Source organism: Sphaerisporangium rubeum (assembly GCF_014207705.1).
In the GTDB taxonomy this organism is placed as follows: domain Bacteria; phylum Actinomycetota; class Actinomycetes; order Streptosporangiales; family Streptosporangiaceae; genus Sphaerisporangium; species Sphaerisporangium rubeum.
In genome coordinates this window covers 892,523-906,102 of record NZ_JACHIU010000001.1, presented here as the reverse complement: position 1 = coordinate 906,102, position 13,580 = coordinate 892,523, and the positions used below count along the sequence as shown (strand labels likewise).

The 13,580-nt window shown below is 69.6% G+C and carries 13 protein-coding genes; 5 read left to right on the top strand and 8 right to left on the bottom strand.

The genetic code is table 11. The features are described 5' to 3' along the window. Positions 1-1,409: 1,409 nt before the first annotated feature. On the bottom strand, positions 1,410-2,210 hold the full coding sequence (locus BJ992_RS03610; RefSeq protein ID WP_184978530.1) for a Fic family protein: 801 nt from the start codon (positions 2,208-2,210) through the stop codon (positions 1,410-1,412). 480 nt (positions 2,211-2,690) lie between these two features. Here BJ992_RS03610 and acs point away from each other — a divergent pair, with 480 nt between their 5' ends. The 4 genes from acs to BJ992_RS03590 all read left to right on the top strand — a co-directional run bounded on the left by acs (position 2,691) and on the right by BJ992_RS03590 (position 6,699). Further along, a complete protein-coding gene (gene acs / locus BJ992_RS03605) occupies positions 2,691-4,667 on the top strand; it encodes an acetate--CoA ligase (RefSeq protein ID WP_184978529.1) in 1,977 nt (658 codons plus the stop codon). Positions 4,668-4,832: 165 nt separating this feature from the next. Beyond that, positions 4,833-5,300 (top strand): phage holin family protein, encoded by a 468-nt coding sequence (locus BJ992_RS03600; RefSeq protein WP_184978528.1) that lies wholly within the window; start codon positions 4,833-4,835, stop codon positions 5,298-5,300. Beyond that, a complete protein-coding gene (locus tag BJ992_RS03595; protein WP_343072482.1) occupies positions 5,297-6,220 on the top strand; it encodes an alpha/beta fold hydrolase in 924 nt (307 codons plus the stop codon). The genes BJ992_RS03600 and BJ992_RS03595 overlap by 4 nt, the downstream gene beginning before the upstream one ends. After that, the gene (locus BJ992_RS03590) at positions 6,220-6,699 is read left to right on the top strand and encodes a DUF309 domain-containing protein (protein WP_184978527.1); all 480 of its coding nucleotides are present in this window, start codon (positions 6,220-6,222) and stop codon (positions 6,697-6,699) included. The genes BJ992_RS03595 and BJ992_RS03590 overlap by 1 nt, the downstream gene beginning before the upstream one ends. A 240-nt stretch (positions 6,700-6,939) precedes the next feature. Here the strand turns inward: BJ992_RS03590 and BJ992_RS03585 are convergent, their stop codons facing one another. Further along, positions 6,940-8,130: a MarP family serine protease gene (locus tag BJ992_RS03585; RefSeq protein WP_184978526.1), complete on the bottom strand. Its 1,191-nt coding sequence runs from the start codon at positions 8,128-8,130 to the stop codon at positions 6,940-6,942. A gap of 61 nt (positions 8,131-8,191) precedes the next feature. Here BJ992_RS03585 and BJ992_RS03580 point away from each other — a divergent pair, with 61 nt between their 5' ends. Then, positions 8,192-8,782 carry a HEAT repeat domain-containing protein gene (locus BJ992_RS03580; protein ID WP_184978525.1) on the top strand — a complete coding sequence of 197 codons (591 nt, stop codon included), beginning with the start codon at positions 8,192-8,194 and terminating at the stop codon, positions 8,780-8,782. A 43-nt stretch (positions 8,783-8,825) separates the two neighbouring features. Here BJ992_RS03580 and BJ992_RS03575 read toward each other — a convergent pair whose 3' ends face one another. The 6 genes from BJ992_RS03575 to BJ992_RS03550 all read right to left on the bottom strand — a co-directional run bounded on the left by BJ992_RS03575 (position 8,826) and on the right by BJ992_RS03550 (position 13,526). Next, positions 8,826-9,473: an NUDIX hydrolase gene (locus BJ992_RS03575; protein WP_184978524.1), complete on the bottom strand. Its 648-nt coding sequence runs from the start codon at positions 9,471-9,473 to the stop codon at positions 8,826-8,828. A 52-nt stretch (positions 9,474-9,525) separates the two neighbouring features. Continuing rightward, complete coding sequence (nth, locus tag BJ992_RS03570) at positions 9,526-10,254, bottom strand: endonuclease III (protein WP_184987528.1); 729 nt, start codon at positions 10,252-10,254, stop codon at positions 9,526-9,528. Positions 10,255-10,361: 107 nt separating this feature from the next. Further along, positions 10,362-11,177 (bottom strand): maleate cis-trans isomerase family protein, encoded by an 816-nt coding sequence (locus tag BJ992_RS03565; RefSeq protein WP_184978523.1) that lies wholly within the window; start codon positions 11,175-11,177, stop codon positions 10,362-10,364. A 28-nt stretch (positions 11,178-11,205) separates the two neighbouring features. Then, a complete protein-coding gene (locus BJ992_RS03560; RefSeq protein WP_184978522.1) occupies positions 11,206-11,892 on the bottom strand; it encodes a transglutaminase-like domain-containing protein in 687 nt (228 codons plus the stop codon). Between the two features lie 25 nt (positions 11,893-11,917). Continuing rightward, positions 11,918-13,072, bottom strand: coding sequence for an acyl-CoA dehydrogenase family protein (locus tag BJ992_RS03555; RefSeq protein ID WP_184978521.1), 1,155 nt, complete (start codon positions 13,070-13,072; stop codon positions 11,918-11,920). A 79-nt stretch (positions 13,073-13,151) separates the two neighbouring features. Then, positions 13,152-13,526: an ectoine synthase gene (locus BJ992_RS03550; RefSeq protein ID WP_184978520.1), complete on the bottom strand. Its 375-nt coding sequence runs from the start codon at positions 13,524-13,526 to the stop codon at positions 13,152-13,154. Positions 13,527-13,580: the final 54 nt, after the last annotated feature.

Below are 13,580 nucleotides of genomic sequence, written 5' to 3'. Positions count from 1 at the left end.
AAGTTAGGGCAAAATCATTACCCGTACACCGGCGCCTCAGTCAGGTGGACACCAACGTATGGTGCCCGATGAACTGAACTTTCGTCGAGAAGCAATCTCTGATTTTCAGGGGTTTTTTTCTGCCGTAGCGGTGCGGCTACTGGAAGTGCCCGAAACAGGACGGAACGGCTCCGTTCCTCCGGAGTGATGGCGGGGACGGGCCCGGTATGACCGAGAGGTGCCTAGTAGAGCTATTCACTATGAGACGGCGGCCGGGACGGCTTCCGGCGGCGGCTGGGACGGCGGCAAGGGCTCCGTGAGGCGGAGGATCCGACACATGCCGGATGTCGATGCAGGTCAGAGGGGTCGGACCATCGCCGCTGAATCTGGTCACCCTACGCCGGGCCGATATGGCTGAAGGAATGCGTCGGCGATGAACCGCGTCCCGGCGGCAGGTGGCCGATTTGGGACGAGGGACCGCTGAGAGCTAGATCATCGGCGCAGATCGGGGACAGCGCCGGACTGTGCGGCCGTGAGTCACCAGGTCGGCATGTCCGGTGGGGTCCGGCCGCGAAGTTTTCACGACCAGGCGCGGCCGGGCCTCCGGCGACGGCCCCATGAACGGGAACATGGACGGCTGCCGGGTTGAGGCGGACTCGGTTCGGCGCACTCAGGAGGATCGACCGGTGTCACCGGCGGGTCCTGATCACGGCGCGTCGGTCCGCCATGACCGAGAGATGCCGGGTCCAGGTCCGGGATGAGCTGTGACTGGGGACGGCGACTGAAGGCCTCTGGTGGCGTTGGCTGTCGCCAGGCGATCCTTGCGAGCCGTCGGCGCAGGTCAGTGGTATCGGCGGGGGGATGGTGCGGGGATCCGTGATGCAGGAGTCGGCAAAGGTTTCGATGTAGGGGGTTCACATCCGGGTGGATCGGTCGTAGAAAGAAGACACGGACTGAATGTCCATGTACGCCTGCCGGGTACCCACGCGCGACCAGCCGCGGGAGGCGCGTCGTGGCGGGCTTGACCCGTGCCGACGAATAGAGGTGCACGCTTGGTAGCCCGGTGCGGCGTACAGGCGGCGGCGTCCCGTCCCAGGGACGCCGTTCGCATGTCGGAGACAGTTCCGCCAGCCTGACCCGTCCCCAAGCCTGACCCGTCCGACGACCTGCGGATGCCGGAGCCCGCCGGATACGCACGCGCGATCGGCTGCGGGAAGCGAGGCGTGACCGGCGGCGACAGCAGTCGATGGCGCGGCGAGACGCGCATAAGGACATCCGACACGGCGACGGCCGTGGACGAGGTGGGGTCCTGATGTCGGCCGGCGAAGCAGAGCGAGGCTCAAGATCCGGCAGAGGTACAGGCGGCGACGTGCCGCCGCACCGCCACAGTCACCCGGTCACCGTCCTGCCCCGGCCGCGGGTCGGAAGGGTCAGCCGCGTTGGAGGGCCTCGCAGATGGCGGTGGCTTCGCGTGCCCCTAGTTCTACGGCGGCGGCGCAGTGGCGTATCCAGGTGGCCACTCCGGTGGGGCCGCCTTCCAGGTAGTCGCGCAGGGCCTTGGTGTAGGCCTGTTCGGACTCGGCGTGGCCGACTTCCACGGCGATCAGTGACTTGGGGTCCAGGCCGAATTCGACGAGGGTCAGGCGTTCGGCGGCGCGTGCCACCAGGCCGTCGGCGGTGCCGAAGGGGCGGAGCGCCATGAGTTCGGCGTGGACGACGGCGGCGAGGACCAGTGCGGGGGTCGTGGAGGTGGTCGTGGCGACGAGGTCGGCCAGCATGGCGAGACGAGCCGCGGCGGTACGGGGGGACGGGGCCGGGGGGAGGGCCGTCGCGGCTTCGGCGGCGGGGTCGAGGTCGGTGGTTCTGGGACGGCCGAGCAGGGCCGGGTCGGTGGTGAGGTCGAGCGCGGCAAGGGAGTGGAGGCGGGCCAGGGCCTGCCGGGGTGCGATACGCCAGGTGGGGCTGAGTTTGCCGACTTCGGCGGAGGCGCGCAGGGCACCGAGGGCCGCGGGGGCCGTCGCGGCGCCGGCGCGCAGGTCGGCCAGCGACACGTCGGCGCCTTCGAGAGCGGCCGAGGCGCGGGCTCCGCGAAGGGCCGACTCCGCGGACACCTCGGGGCCGCGGCGGCGCAGCACACGGTGGCCGTACAGGCGGTCCACGGCCGCACGAGCGTCCTGTACGGCCTCGGCGACTCCAGGCAGGCCGGCGACGGCGGTCAGTGGGTCGTTCACGCCTCCCGACCATACCGGCGGGTGACACGGCCATCTCCGGGAAGGTGTCCATGCCGGGGCATCGCCGCGGCGACGGGGGTCGAGGACGTGTCCCCGATGGCGGAGGAAGCGGATGCCGGGTTCGGCGGGGAGGGTGGAGGGAGCGGGGGTGGCGGGGTGCAGACTTGGGGGGGCCGGTGTCGGCGAGCCGGTCAAGAGAGGGGTGGCCCGGGAGGCAATCCAAGCACCCGTTCGGCGCGTGGTTCATACCGTTCAACGGAACCGGTGAAAAGGTCACTTGCTCTCTGCGCATTTTTCGTCCGATATCATTTCCGCAACGAATACGCAGCGTTTGTGACTGTCTGTTAATGCCATTGTGAACATCGCCGCAGACCGTCCGGTCCCGCGCTCGCGGTGCCGGCCCCCTCTTGTCCCCGCCGCCGGAAGCCTGGTGGAGTGGGACCCGTACCAGTCCAGCCAGGCCATGTGAAGGAGTACGTAGTGGCCCCGGAGACCCCTGGTCGCCAGACCCAGAACACGCTGTCGAATCTGTTGCAGGAGAACCGCCGTTTCGAGCCTCCCGCCGAGCTGGCGTCGGACGCCAACGTCACGGCCGGAGCCTACGAGGAGGCCGCGGCCGACCGCATAGGTTTCTGGGAACGCGCGGCCGAGCGTCTCAGCTGGGGACGCCGCTGGGACACGGCGCTCGAGTGGAACGCGCCGTTCGCCAAGTGGTTCGTCGGCGGCACGCTCAACGTCGCCTACAACTGCGTCGACCGCCACGTCGAGGCGGGCCTCGGCGACAAGGTGGCGTACCACTGGGAGGGTGAGCCGGACGGCGACACCCGCACGCTGACGTACTCCGACCTGCTGCGCGAGGTGAGCAAGGCCGCGAACGCGCTGACCGAGCTCGGCGTCGGCAAGGGTGACCGTGTCGCCATCTACATGCCGATGATCCCCGAGCTGCCGATCGCGATGCTGGCCTGCGCGCGCATCGGCGCGATCCACTCGGTGGTGTTCGGCGGATTCTCGGCGAGCGCGCTGAGCGGCCGCATCAAGGACGCCGACGCCAAGCTCGTCATCACGGCCGACGGCGGTTACCGGCGTGGCGCGCCGAGTGCCCTGAAGCCCACCGTGGACGAGGCGGTCGCCGAGTGCCCCGGCATCGAGCATGTGCTCGTGGTGCGCCGCACCGGTGAGAAGGTCGCCGAGTCCGAGAAGGACATCTGGTGGCACGAACTGGTGGACCGGCAGAGCGACCGCCACGAGGCCGTGCCGCACGACGCCGAGGACCCGCTGTACATCCTGTACACCAGCGGCACGACCGGTAAGCCGAAGGGCATCCTGCACACCACCGGCGGCTACCTGACCCAGACGGCGTGGACCCACCACGCGGTCTTCGACCTCAAGCCGGACACCGACGTCTACTGGTGCACCGCCGACATCGGCTGGGTCACCGGCCACTCCTACATCGTGTACGGCCCGCTGGCCAACGGCGCCACGAGCGTGATCTACGAAGGCACACCGGACACGCCGCACCGCGGCCGGTTCTGGGAGGTCGTGCAGAAGTACGGCGTGACCATCCTGTACACCGCTCCGACCGCCATCCGGACGTTCATGAAGTGGGGGGACGACATCCCCGCCAAGTACGACATGTCGTCCCTGCGGGTGCTGGGCTCGGTCGGTGAGCCGATCAACCCCGAGGCGTACGTCTGGTACCGCGAGCACATCGGCGGCGACCGCTGCCCCGTTGTGGACACCTGGTGGCAGACCGAGACCGGCGCCATCATGATCAGCCCGCTGCCGGGGGTGACCGCCGCCAAGCCAGGTGCGGCGATGCGGCCGCTGCCGGGGATCGTCGCCGACGTGGTGGACGACCAGGGTGAGGCGGTGCCGGACGGCGGCGGCGGCTTCCTCGTCGTGCGTGAGCCGTGGCCGTCCATGCTGCGCGGCATCTGGGGTGACGACAAGCGGTACACCGACACCTACTGGTCGCGGTTCGAGGGGATGTACTTCCCCGGGGACGGCGCCAAGAAGGACGACGACGGCGACCTGTGGCTGCTCGGCCGGGTGGACGACGTCATGCTGGTGTCCGGTCACAACATCTCGACCACAGAGGTGGAGTCGGCGCTGGTGTCCCACCCGAAGGTCGCGGAGGCCGCCGTGGTGGGGGCGACCGACCCGATCACGGGGCAGGCCATCGTGGCGTTCACGATCCTGCGCGGCGGCGCCGACGAGGGCACCGACATCGCCAAGGAGCTGCGGGACCACGTGGCCAAGGCCCTCGGCCCGATCGCCAAGCCGCGGCAGATCCTGGTGGTGCCCGAGCTGCCGAAGACCCGGTCCGGCAAGATCATGCGCCGGCTGCTGCGTGACGTGGCGGAGAACCGCAGCATCGGCGACGTCACCACGCTCGCCGACAGCTCGGTGATGGACCTGATCTCGGCGAAGCTGCCGTCGGCCGCGTCGGACGACTGACGCGGGCCGGCACGAGGGTCACGAAGGGCGCGGATCCACGGCGATCCGTGCCCTTCGTGCTTCCTTCGACGGCATGGCCGTTATCGGCTTGTGCCGGGTAGGCGCGACGATGAGCATCATCACGCAGGATGAATGTGTTCCGAAGTCCCGATAGGAGATGACCATATGGCCGGTCCACCAGAGGAGGAGTCCCTCGGCGCGCTCGTCGCCCAGGCGAGCCAGCATGTGTCCACGCTGGTCCGCGCCGAGATCGAGCTGGCGAAGTCGGAGCTGAAGTTCAACGCCACCCGGGTCGGCACGGCGGTGGGCCTGTTCGCCGCGGCGGCGTTCATGCTGCATCTGTGCCTCATCCTGGCGTCGTTCGCGCTGGCGTACGGCCTGGTGCAGCTCGGCATGATGACGTGGCTGGCGTTCCTCATCGTGACCGTGATCTACGTCTTGGTCGCGGGGCTGCTGGCGTTCATCGGCTGGCGGCGGCTCAAGGGGCTCACCGGCATGAAACGCACCGCGAGGAGCCTGCGCACGATCAAGGACGGCACGCCTGATGAGGCGCTGCCCGCGCCGCAGACGGCCGGTCAGATCGGCGGCCACCGTACGCCGGTGCCGCCTGACACCGGATCCGTCAGGCCGTGAGCACGCCGGACGAGTCGGCGGCCCGGATCGAAGGGCCGTGGCGGCACCGGTCGATCCACGCGGGGAACGGCATGTTCCACGTGGTGGAGGCAGGTGAGGGGCCGCTGGTGCTGCTGCTGCACGGGTTCCCGCAGTTCTGGTGGACGTGGCGGCGCCAGCTCGTCACGCTGCCGGCGGCGGGGTACCGCGTCGTGGCGGTCGATCTGCGGGGGTACGGTGCCAGTGACAAGCCGCCGCGGGGGTACGACCTGCCGACGGTCGCGGGGAACGTCGCCGGGCTGATCAGAGCGCTCGGTGAGACGTGCGCGATCGTGGTGGGGCACGACTGGGGTGGCCTGGTCGCCTGGACCATGGGGGTGATGGACCCCAAGGTGGTGCGGCGGCTGGTCACGGTGTCGGCGCCGCATCCGCTGCGGCTGCGGCAGGCGATGCTGGCCGAGCCGCTCGGCCAGCTCAAGGCCAGCGGACACTTCCTGGGGTTCCAGCTTCCACTGCTGCCTGAGCGGCGGCTGACCGCGGACGGCGCCGCTCGAGTGGGACGGCTGCTTGAGGAATGGTCCGGCCCCGGGTGGCCCGACGAGGAGACGTCCCGGACGTACCGGGAGGTCTTCCGGATCCCCACGGTGGCGCACTGCGCGCTGGAGTACCACCGGTGGTTCGTGCGCTCACAGCCGCGGCCCGACGGGATCCGGTACCGGCGGCTGATGCGGTCGGAGATCGAGATGCCGACCTTGCAGCTGCATGGCGCTCTGGACACGTGCACGCTGCCGCGTACCGCACAGGGCTCCAGCCGGTACGTCGCCGCGCCTTACCGCTGGCGGCTGATCGAAGGGGTGGGCCACTTCCCCCATGAGGAACGGCCCGAGCTGTTCGACGCCGAACTGCTCGGCTGGCTGGACGACCCGGAGCCGGACCGCTGATGCCACCTGGACGTGACCGCGACCCCGCCGGCCGGCCGAGGAACGCACGACCACGTGACGCCTTCGGCCGGCCGCTCCCCATGGGCTCACCCGGGGTGGAACGCGTGCCGGACGACTACACGCCGGGTCCTGAGGAGGCGCTGGAGGCGGCGGCACGGTACCTGGCGGACGGTCGGCCGTTCCACGCGCACGAGGTGCTGGAGGCCCGCTGGAAGACCGGTCCTTCCGGTGAGCGTGATCTTTGGCAGGGACTGGCGCAGATCTGCGTGGGGCTCACCCACCTGCAGCGGGGGAACCTGCGGGGTGCGGCGGCGCTGCTTGACCGAGGCGCGGGACGTGTCGCCGGGTATCGGGACGCACCGGTCGACACAGGCCGGGTGGTCCGATTGGCTGGGGAGCTCACCGGGACGGAAAGTCCGGATCTCGGGAGGAAATTGGACGAGCTGGCCGCTCTGCTGCGGGAAGGCATCGGCTCCTGAAGGGTGGACCCGGTGACCCACCGCACGGCGGCGCCGAGTTCGCCGTACTGCGTCCCGCCGACCCGGCGCCGGGGGAGGAACGGTTCTACGGCGGAGAGAGTGGACGGTCTGCCGACAAGGCGGTCTGCCGGCAGGAACCGCCGGCCGACAGGAACCGCCGGCCGGCAAGAATCGCTTGTCGACAAGAACCACTCACCGGCAAGCTCGCCTGTCGGCAGGGACGGTCGGTCGGCTGGGGGGCTAGTCGCAGTCTTGGGTGTCTACTCGGGCTACGGCGGCGCTGCCTTCGTCGGCGTCGGGGCTTACCTCGGCGGCGGTCAGGGCGAAGCCGGTTTCCGGCTGGTCGGTGGCGGCGGCGAAGATGACGCCGTAGACCTGGCCGTTGGTGGTCAGGAGGGGGCCGCCGGAGTTGCCGGGTTGGACCAGGCCGCGGATGGAGTAGACCTCGCGGGTGACGGTTTTGCGGGAGTAGATGTCGGCGGCCTTGGCGTTCTGCTTGAGGCGGATGCGGGCCGGTTTGATGGTGAAGCCTTTGCCTTTGGGGAAGCCGGCGATGATGGCGTCGTCCTGGCCGTCGGCGGTGTAGTCGAACTTGAGCGGGCCGACGTCGAGGTCGGGGACGTACAGGATGGCGATGTCGCGGTCGGGGTTGTAGTGGACCACCCGCGCGTCGTGGCCGACACGGTTCTCGTCGGTGACGCGGAGGTCCTGGGTGACGCCGGCGACGACGTGAGCGTTGGTCATGACGCGGTGCGGCGCGTAGACGAAGCCGGTGCCCTCGATGCGTTTGCGGCAGGCCGGCGCGGTGCCCTGCACCTTGACGATGGCGCGGCGGGCCCGCTGGAGCTGCGGGCTCTTGACCACACTGGCGTCCGGTGGGGGGACGTCCACGAACTGGCCGCCGCCGATGGCGTTGAACACCTGCGGGAACTCCGAGGTGTCCACGAACTTCTTGAACGACAGCCGCCAGTCCTTGGCGGTGTCCGGCATCGCGGAGTCCACGGTCTGCAGCAGCAGTGACCCGTTGGTCTGCTGGCGCAGCCAGGGGAACGGCGCCACCGACAGCAGCGAACCGATCAGCCACGCGATGACCAGAACCGATAAAGCGCTGGTGAACGTGCCGCCGAGCGCGTCGACCGTGCGCGCGGGTTCCCAGGTGACGTGACTGCGCACGACGGCGCCGATCGTGGAGAACGCGAACTGGCCGATGACGGCGGTCAGGAACACGATCACGATGGCCAGCAGGGCCTGCTCGGTGGCCTGGCTCACGACGGCGTGCGCGATCGGCGGGGCGATGAGCACCCCGAGGAAACCTCCTCCGACGAAGCCGAGGAAGCTGAACGCCCCGATGATGAACCCCTGGCGGTAACCGGACACGGCAAAGGCAATCACGAGGACAATCAGGATGATATCGAGGAGATCGCCGCTCACGGTTCAACGGTATCCAGCGCGGCCACACGCCGTGCACCCGATGGCTCGATATCGTTGCGACATGGTATCGAGCGGGGGCTCCGGCGGATCACTCGCGAACGGGCCTCCAGGCCCGCGGACCGCGGGCCGTTCCACCGCCGGACCGGCCGGGCCGGAGGTCGGCGAGCTCATCGCGCGGGCCCTCGCCGACGACGACCCCGACGGCCAGGCACGCTGGTCCGCGGTGGCCCGCCTGCACGCGCGAGGGGACATCGAGACCTTCACCGCGGCGCGCCTGCTGTGCGCGAGCGACGTCCCCGCCGAGCGGGTCCTCGGCGTGGACATCCTCGGCGAGCTCGGCGGGCCGCTGCGGCCGTTCGCCGACAAGACGCTGGCGCTGCTGCGCCACCTCGCGGCCTGCGACTCCGACCTGCGGGTGCTGCACGCCGTGCTGATCGCGTTCGGCCACCTGCGCGACCCGCGGGCCATGCCGTCGGTGATCGATCTGTCGGAGCACCCCGACCCGTCGGTGCGGTACGGCGCGGCGTACGCCTTGTCGCGGGTGCTCGGCCGTCCCCCCGACCCGGCGGGCCTCGCCGCGCTGCGGCGCCTGGCCCGCGACCCCGACGACGACGTGGCCGACTGGGCCGCGCTCGGCCTGATCCTGTCCTAGCCCCGTTTCCGCGTATCGCCCGCGAAGACCTGGTTCATCGGGCCTAGCGCCGCGCCAGGCGGATCACTTCAGGTGGCAGGTCCTGCACCTGTGAGGCGTCCCAGGGGAGCGCGAACCCGGTGGCGGTGAGCACCGCGTCCAGGATGCCGGCGGTGAACCCCCACACGAGCATGCCGCGCACCCGGAAGGCGGGCCCCGCGCTGCCGCCGGGGAAACGCAGCCGCAGGCGGTTGGCGGGGTCGACGAGCTCGGCGACCGGCACTCTGGCCACCGACTCGACCTCGTCGGGGGAGGCGGCGTGCACGGCACAGGGGGTGTGCCACCAGCCGAGCACCGGCGTCACCCGGTTGTCGCTGCGGCCGAGGTACAGCTCGGGGAGCGTGCCGACGACCCGCACCCCGTGCCGGTCGAGCCCCGTCTCCTCCTCGGCCTCCCGCAGCGCCGCGCCGACCGGCCCGCCGTCGCCGGGGTCGATGCCGCCGCCGGGGAACGCGGGCTGTCCCGCGTGGTTGCGGCCGTTGGCGCTGCGCTGGATCAGCAGGATGTCCGGCCCGAGTGCCGACTCCCCGAACAGCAGCAGCACCGCCGCCGCGCGGCCCCTGCCGTCCGGTGGCCGCATCCACGGGGGGAGCGGATGCCGGTGGGGGTCCGTCGCCAGGTCGGTGAGCCAGCCGGGCACGGGAGCAGTCATGCGTACCTCCTCGCGGGAAGTCAACACCACCGGAACCCCGCTGCTTCCCCGCTCAGGAGAACGGCCCGGGACGTACCAGCTTGGCGGCCTGCGCGGGGTCGGTGGGCCCTTCACCGAAGGACGGGCACAGGTCCGCGAGCGGACAGACCCCGCACGCGGGCTTGCGCGCGTGGCAGACCCGCCGGCCGTGCCAGATGAGGTAGTGGGACAGCAGGGTCCATTCCTTCTTGGGGACCAGCTCCCCCACGATGTGCTCCACCTTGACCGGGTCGGTCTCCCCGGTCCACCCGAACCGCCGGGTGAGCCGGCCGAAATGCGTGTCCACCGTGATCCCCGGCACCCCGAAGGCGTTGCCGAGCACGACGTTCGCCGTCTTGCGGCCCACCCCCGGCAACGTGACCATCTGTTCCAGCGTCCGCGGCACCTCGCCACCGAACCTGTCCCGCAACGCCACCGACAACCCGATGATCGACTTGGTCTTGGCCCGGAAGAACCCCGTCGACTTGATGATCTCCTCGACGTCCTGCGGGTCCGCCGCCGCCAGATCGTCAGGCGTCGGGTACTTGGCGAACAACGCCGGCGTCACCATGTTGACCCGCACATCGGTCGTCTGCGCCGACATCACCGTGGCGATCAGCAACTCGAAAGCGTTGGTGAAGTTCAGCTCGCAGTGCGCGTCGGGATAGGTCTCGGCCAGGATCCGTGTGATCCGCCGTGCCCGCCGCACCAGCCCGAGCCGCGTCTCGCTCGCGAACCGCTTCGCCCTCGGTGTCACCTGCATCGCCATACGCGCCAGCGTACGGCCTCCCGCACCGTCACCGTCCGTCGAATCAGCCCGCCTGCCCAGGTGGTGTCCGTCCATCCGGGCAGGCGCCGCCGTCGAGTTCCTCACCCGGGCCGTTGTCCGCCACCGGGTGCCCTGCCGAACAGCCGTCCGTACCCGGTGATCTGCTGAGCGATTTCACCGGCACCGGCCAGGTGCAGAGCGTGCCAGAACAGGACCTGGTTGGCGGTCAGGACGGCGACGTCCAGTTCGCGCTCCAGCGCGTCGATGACGCCGACCGCGCGGATGCCGTTCCCGGCGACCAGGACGGCGTCGGGCCGGTGCTCGGCGACGATGGTGCGGATCCAAACGGACAGGGCCTGCGGAGTGATCAGCTTCTGGTTGCTCGGCAGGCCGCACGGACCGTGGTGGACGACCGTGAAGCCCTGCTCGGTGAAGTAGTCGGCGCCGAGGCCGGAGAGCCGATCGTCGAACCACGGCGGGTTCACGATCGCCAGCCTGTGCGCGCCGAGCACGTTGAGGCCGGTCACAGCCGCGGTGGTGGTACCCGTGAGCGGGATTCCCCGGGTGTGGCGCGCCAGCCGGTCGAACAGCGCCTTCTCACCGCTCGCCCCGAGGACGTAGGCGGAGCTGGTGAAGCCGAGCGCGATCGCGTCGAGCGGGGAGGCGGCCAGCAACTCCACCGCGTCGTCGATGTGCGGCGGCTCAACGAAGGCCCGCACCGGGTCGTGCGGGATCTTCGGGTCCATCTCGCCGCCGGCACGCATCGCGCCGAAATGGACACGCGAGCCGTGCAGGAACACGTCCTCGGGTGCCATCACCTGTAATTCGGACTCCGGGCCGACATCCGCGTGGGGTACGACCACGCCGATACGCGCTCTGGCCTCCCAGCCGTCCTTCTGTGCTCGGACGGTGTTCATCTGAGCGTCTCCTCCTCCTCGTCAGGGGTCAGGCGGACGCCTCGGCGGCCAGCGAGCCGCCGCGGACCGTGCGGGTGCCGCCGGCACTCAGGAAGCCGGGGTGTTTGCGACGCATGTTCTCCATCACGAACTCGTAGGGAACGTCGTCGAAGCCGCCGTGGTCGGCCAGGAACTCCATGCTTCGGCGACCCTGATCGTCAAAGGGGTGGTGGAGGCTGTCGGCGGTGCCGTCGAACTCCAGCGGCTTCATCCCGTAGAGGCGGCAGAGGATCTTGTTGAAGACGGGGGTGGCCTTGACCCATCTGCCGTCCAGGTAGACGGAGTTGAGACCGTGGAAGAAGACGTCCCCGCCGATGTGCGCACGTAGCCGGTCGGAGGCCAGGTGGTTGCGCACATCGCCGTAGTGGACGCGCGCCGGGATGCCCACCGCCCGGCAGGCCGCTGCGTACAGCGTCGACTTGTGCAGGCAGAAGCCCTCGCGGGTGGACGCGATGTGGCTGGCCCGCAGTCCCTCCGGGGAGAGGTCGGCTCCGTACACCTCGTACAAGACGTCGTCGCGGACGGCGTAGTAGAGCTCGACGGCCAGCCGGCGCTTGTCCGCGCCGCGGTCGGTGACCGCCTCGTCGACGAAGGACTGGACGGAGTCGCTCTCGTAGTCGAAGAAGGCGGTCGGCGCGGTGAGCCGGCGGAGATCGTCCGCAAGTGCCGCGTTCATGGTCATCCTTTCGTCAGCTTCGGGCTCACAGGCCGAGGAGGGAGGCGATACGGTTGCGCTGGATCTCGCTGGTACCGGAGTAGATGGTTCCGCCGATCGCGTTGCGGACGTCCCGCTCGATGCCGGTGGCGGTGAGATAGCCCTGGCCACCGAAGATCTGGACCGCGTCGAGCGCCGTGCGCTTGTTCGCCTCACTGACCACGATCTTGGTCGCGGCGATGTCGATCGCGGCGTCCTGGCCGGCCTCCACCTTGGCACCGGTGTCGGCGAGCCATTTGCGTGCGGTCTCCACAGCGATCTTCATGTCAGCGATCTTGTGGGAGACACCTTGGAAGGCACCGATCGGTGCGCCGAACTGCTGCCGGGACTTGGCGTACCCGATCACTCGCTCCAGACGATGCTCCATCTCGCCGAGCGTGAGGGAGAAGGAGAAGAGGATCTCCCGCTTCATCACATGGTCGAGGATCAGGAAACCGGCGCCCTCCTGGCCGATGCGCCGGGTGGCCGGCACGCGCATGCTCTCGAACGTCACCTCGCTGATCGGGGAGGTGCGCAGCCCCATCTTGCCGAGCGGCTCGCCGACACGGAGGCCAGGGGTGTCCCGTTCGACCAGGAACACGCTCAGGCCGAACGGACCGGGCTTGCCGGTCCGTACGTACAGCAGGAGGAGATCGGCGATCGGGGCATTGGTGATGAACAACTTGCCGCCGTCGATGACGTAGTCGTCGCCGTCCCGGGTCGCGGTGGTGGAGATGTTCAGTGCGTCGGAACCGTTGCCGGGCTCGGTGATGGCGTGCGCGGTGATCAGATCGCCGGTGACGATCCCCGGCAGGAACCGGGACTTGAGCTCCTCGGAGCCGAACGCTTGCAGCGGGACGCCGACGCTGACGATCTGCGTGGAGGCGGAGAAGCCGAGCCCGGCGTCACGGCAGGTGCGTCCGAGACCCTCAAGTGCGCGCATCGTGCCGGTCAGGGTGCCGCCGGAGCCGCCGTACCGCGTCTCGAACGGCACGGCGAGCAGCCCGGAGCGCTGGATCACCTTCCACTTCTCCCAGGGGAACTCCGCGCGAGCGTCCCACTCTTCGACATCTTGGTTGAGTTCGTCCGCCCAGGGAGCGGTGAGGGTGTACGGGTCCGGTTCGATGCCGGCGGTGCGCGGTGCCGGCGGTGTGGAACTCATATGTGTGCCGCCTTCCGGTGCGTCGCTGGTCGGGGCCGGGCCCGCACCGCTGCCGCGAGCGGGCCCGGAACGCGGAAGCTCAGTACTCGGAGAAGCTGTCGGGAGCAAGCCTGTGCCTCTCGTCGCCTCGCAGGGCCGGGCTGAACACGGAGACCAGCCTCAGATCCTCATAGTCGGAGGCCTCAAGGTAGTGAGCGTCGTGCTCATTGAGCGCGTACAAGGTGCCCTCGGTGATCTTGAAGCGTTCACCGGACAGGGTCACGACCTCACCGGAGCCTTCGATGCAGTAGCACGCCTCAAGGTGGTTGCGGTACTGCAGAGCACTCCTGGTGCCCTTGCGGACCAACGTCTCACACACGGTGAAGCCCATGCCGTCGGCCTCGACGAGCAGGCGGTGACTGGTGCCATTGCCCCACTCGACGGGGGCGATCTCGCTGGTGCTACGGACGATCATGGCAGTCTCCTTCTCAGATTCGGCTTGTTCCGGAAGATCTTGAAGAAGTTGCTC

Bases quoted from the DNA above. Each gene is read 5' to 3' on its own strand.
- BJ992_RS03600 (WP_184978528.1), top strand. From the start codon at position 4,833: ATGGCCGGTCCACCAGAGGAGGAGTCCCTCGGCGCGCTCGTCGCCCAG.
- BJ992_RS03590 (WP_184978527.1), top strand. From the start codon at position 6,220: ATGCCACCTGGACGTGACCGCGACCCCGCCGGCCGGCCGAGGAACGCA.
- BJ992_RS03580 (WP_184978525.1), top strand. From the start codon at position 8,192: ATGGTATCGAGCGGGGGCTCCGGCGGATCACTCGCGAACGGGCCTCCA.
- BJ992_RS03575 (WP_184978524.1), bottom strand. From the start codon at position 9,473: ATGACTGCTCCCGTGCCCGGCTGGCTCACCGACCTGGCGACGGACCCC.
- nth (WP_184987528.1), bottom strand. From the start codon at position 10,254: ATGCAGGTGACACCGAGGGCGAAGCGGTTCGCGAGCGAGACGCGGCTC.
- BJ992_RS03565 (WP_184978523.1), bottom strand. From the start codon at position 11,177: ATGAACACCGTCCGAGCACAGAAGGACGGCTGGGAGGCCAGAGCGCGT.
- BJ992_RS03560 (WP_184978522.1), bottom strand. From the start codon at position 11,892: ATGAACGCGGCACTTGCGGACGATCTCCGCCGGCTCACCGCGCCGACC.
- BJ992_RS03555 (WP_184978521.1), bottom strand. From the start codon at position 13,072: ATGAGTTCCACACCGCCGGCACCGCGCACCGCCGGCATCGAACCGGAC.
- BJ992_RS03550 (WP_184978520.1), bottom strand. From the start codon at position 13,526: ATGATCGTCCGTAGCACCAGCGAGATCGCCCCCGTCGAGTGGGGCAAT.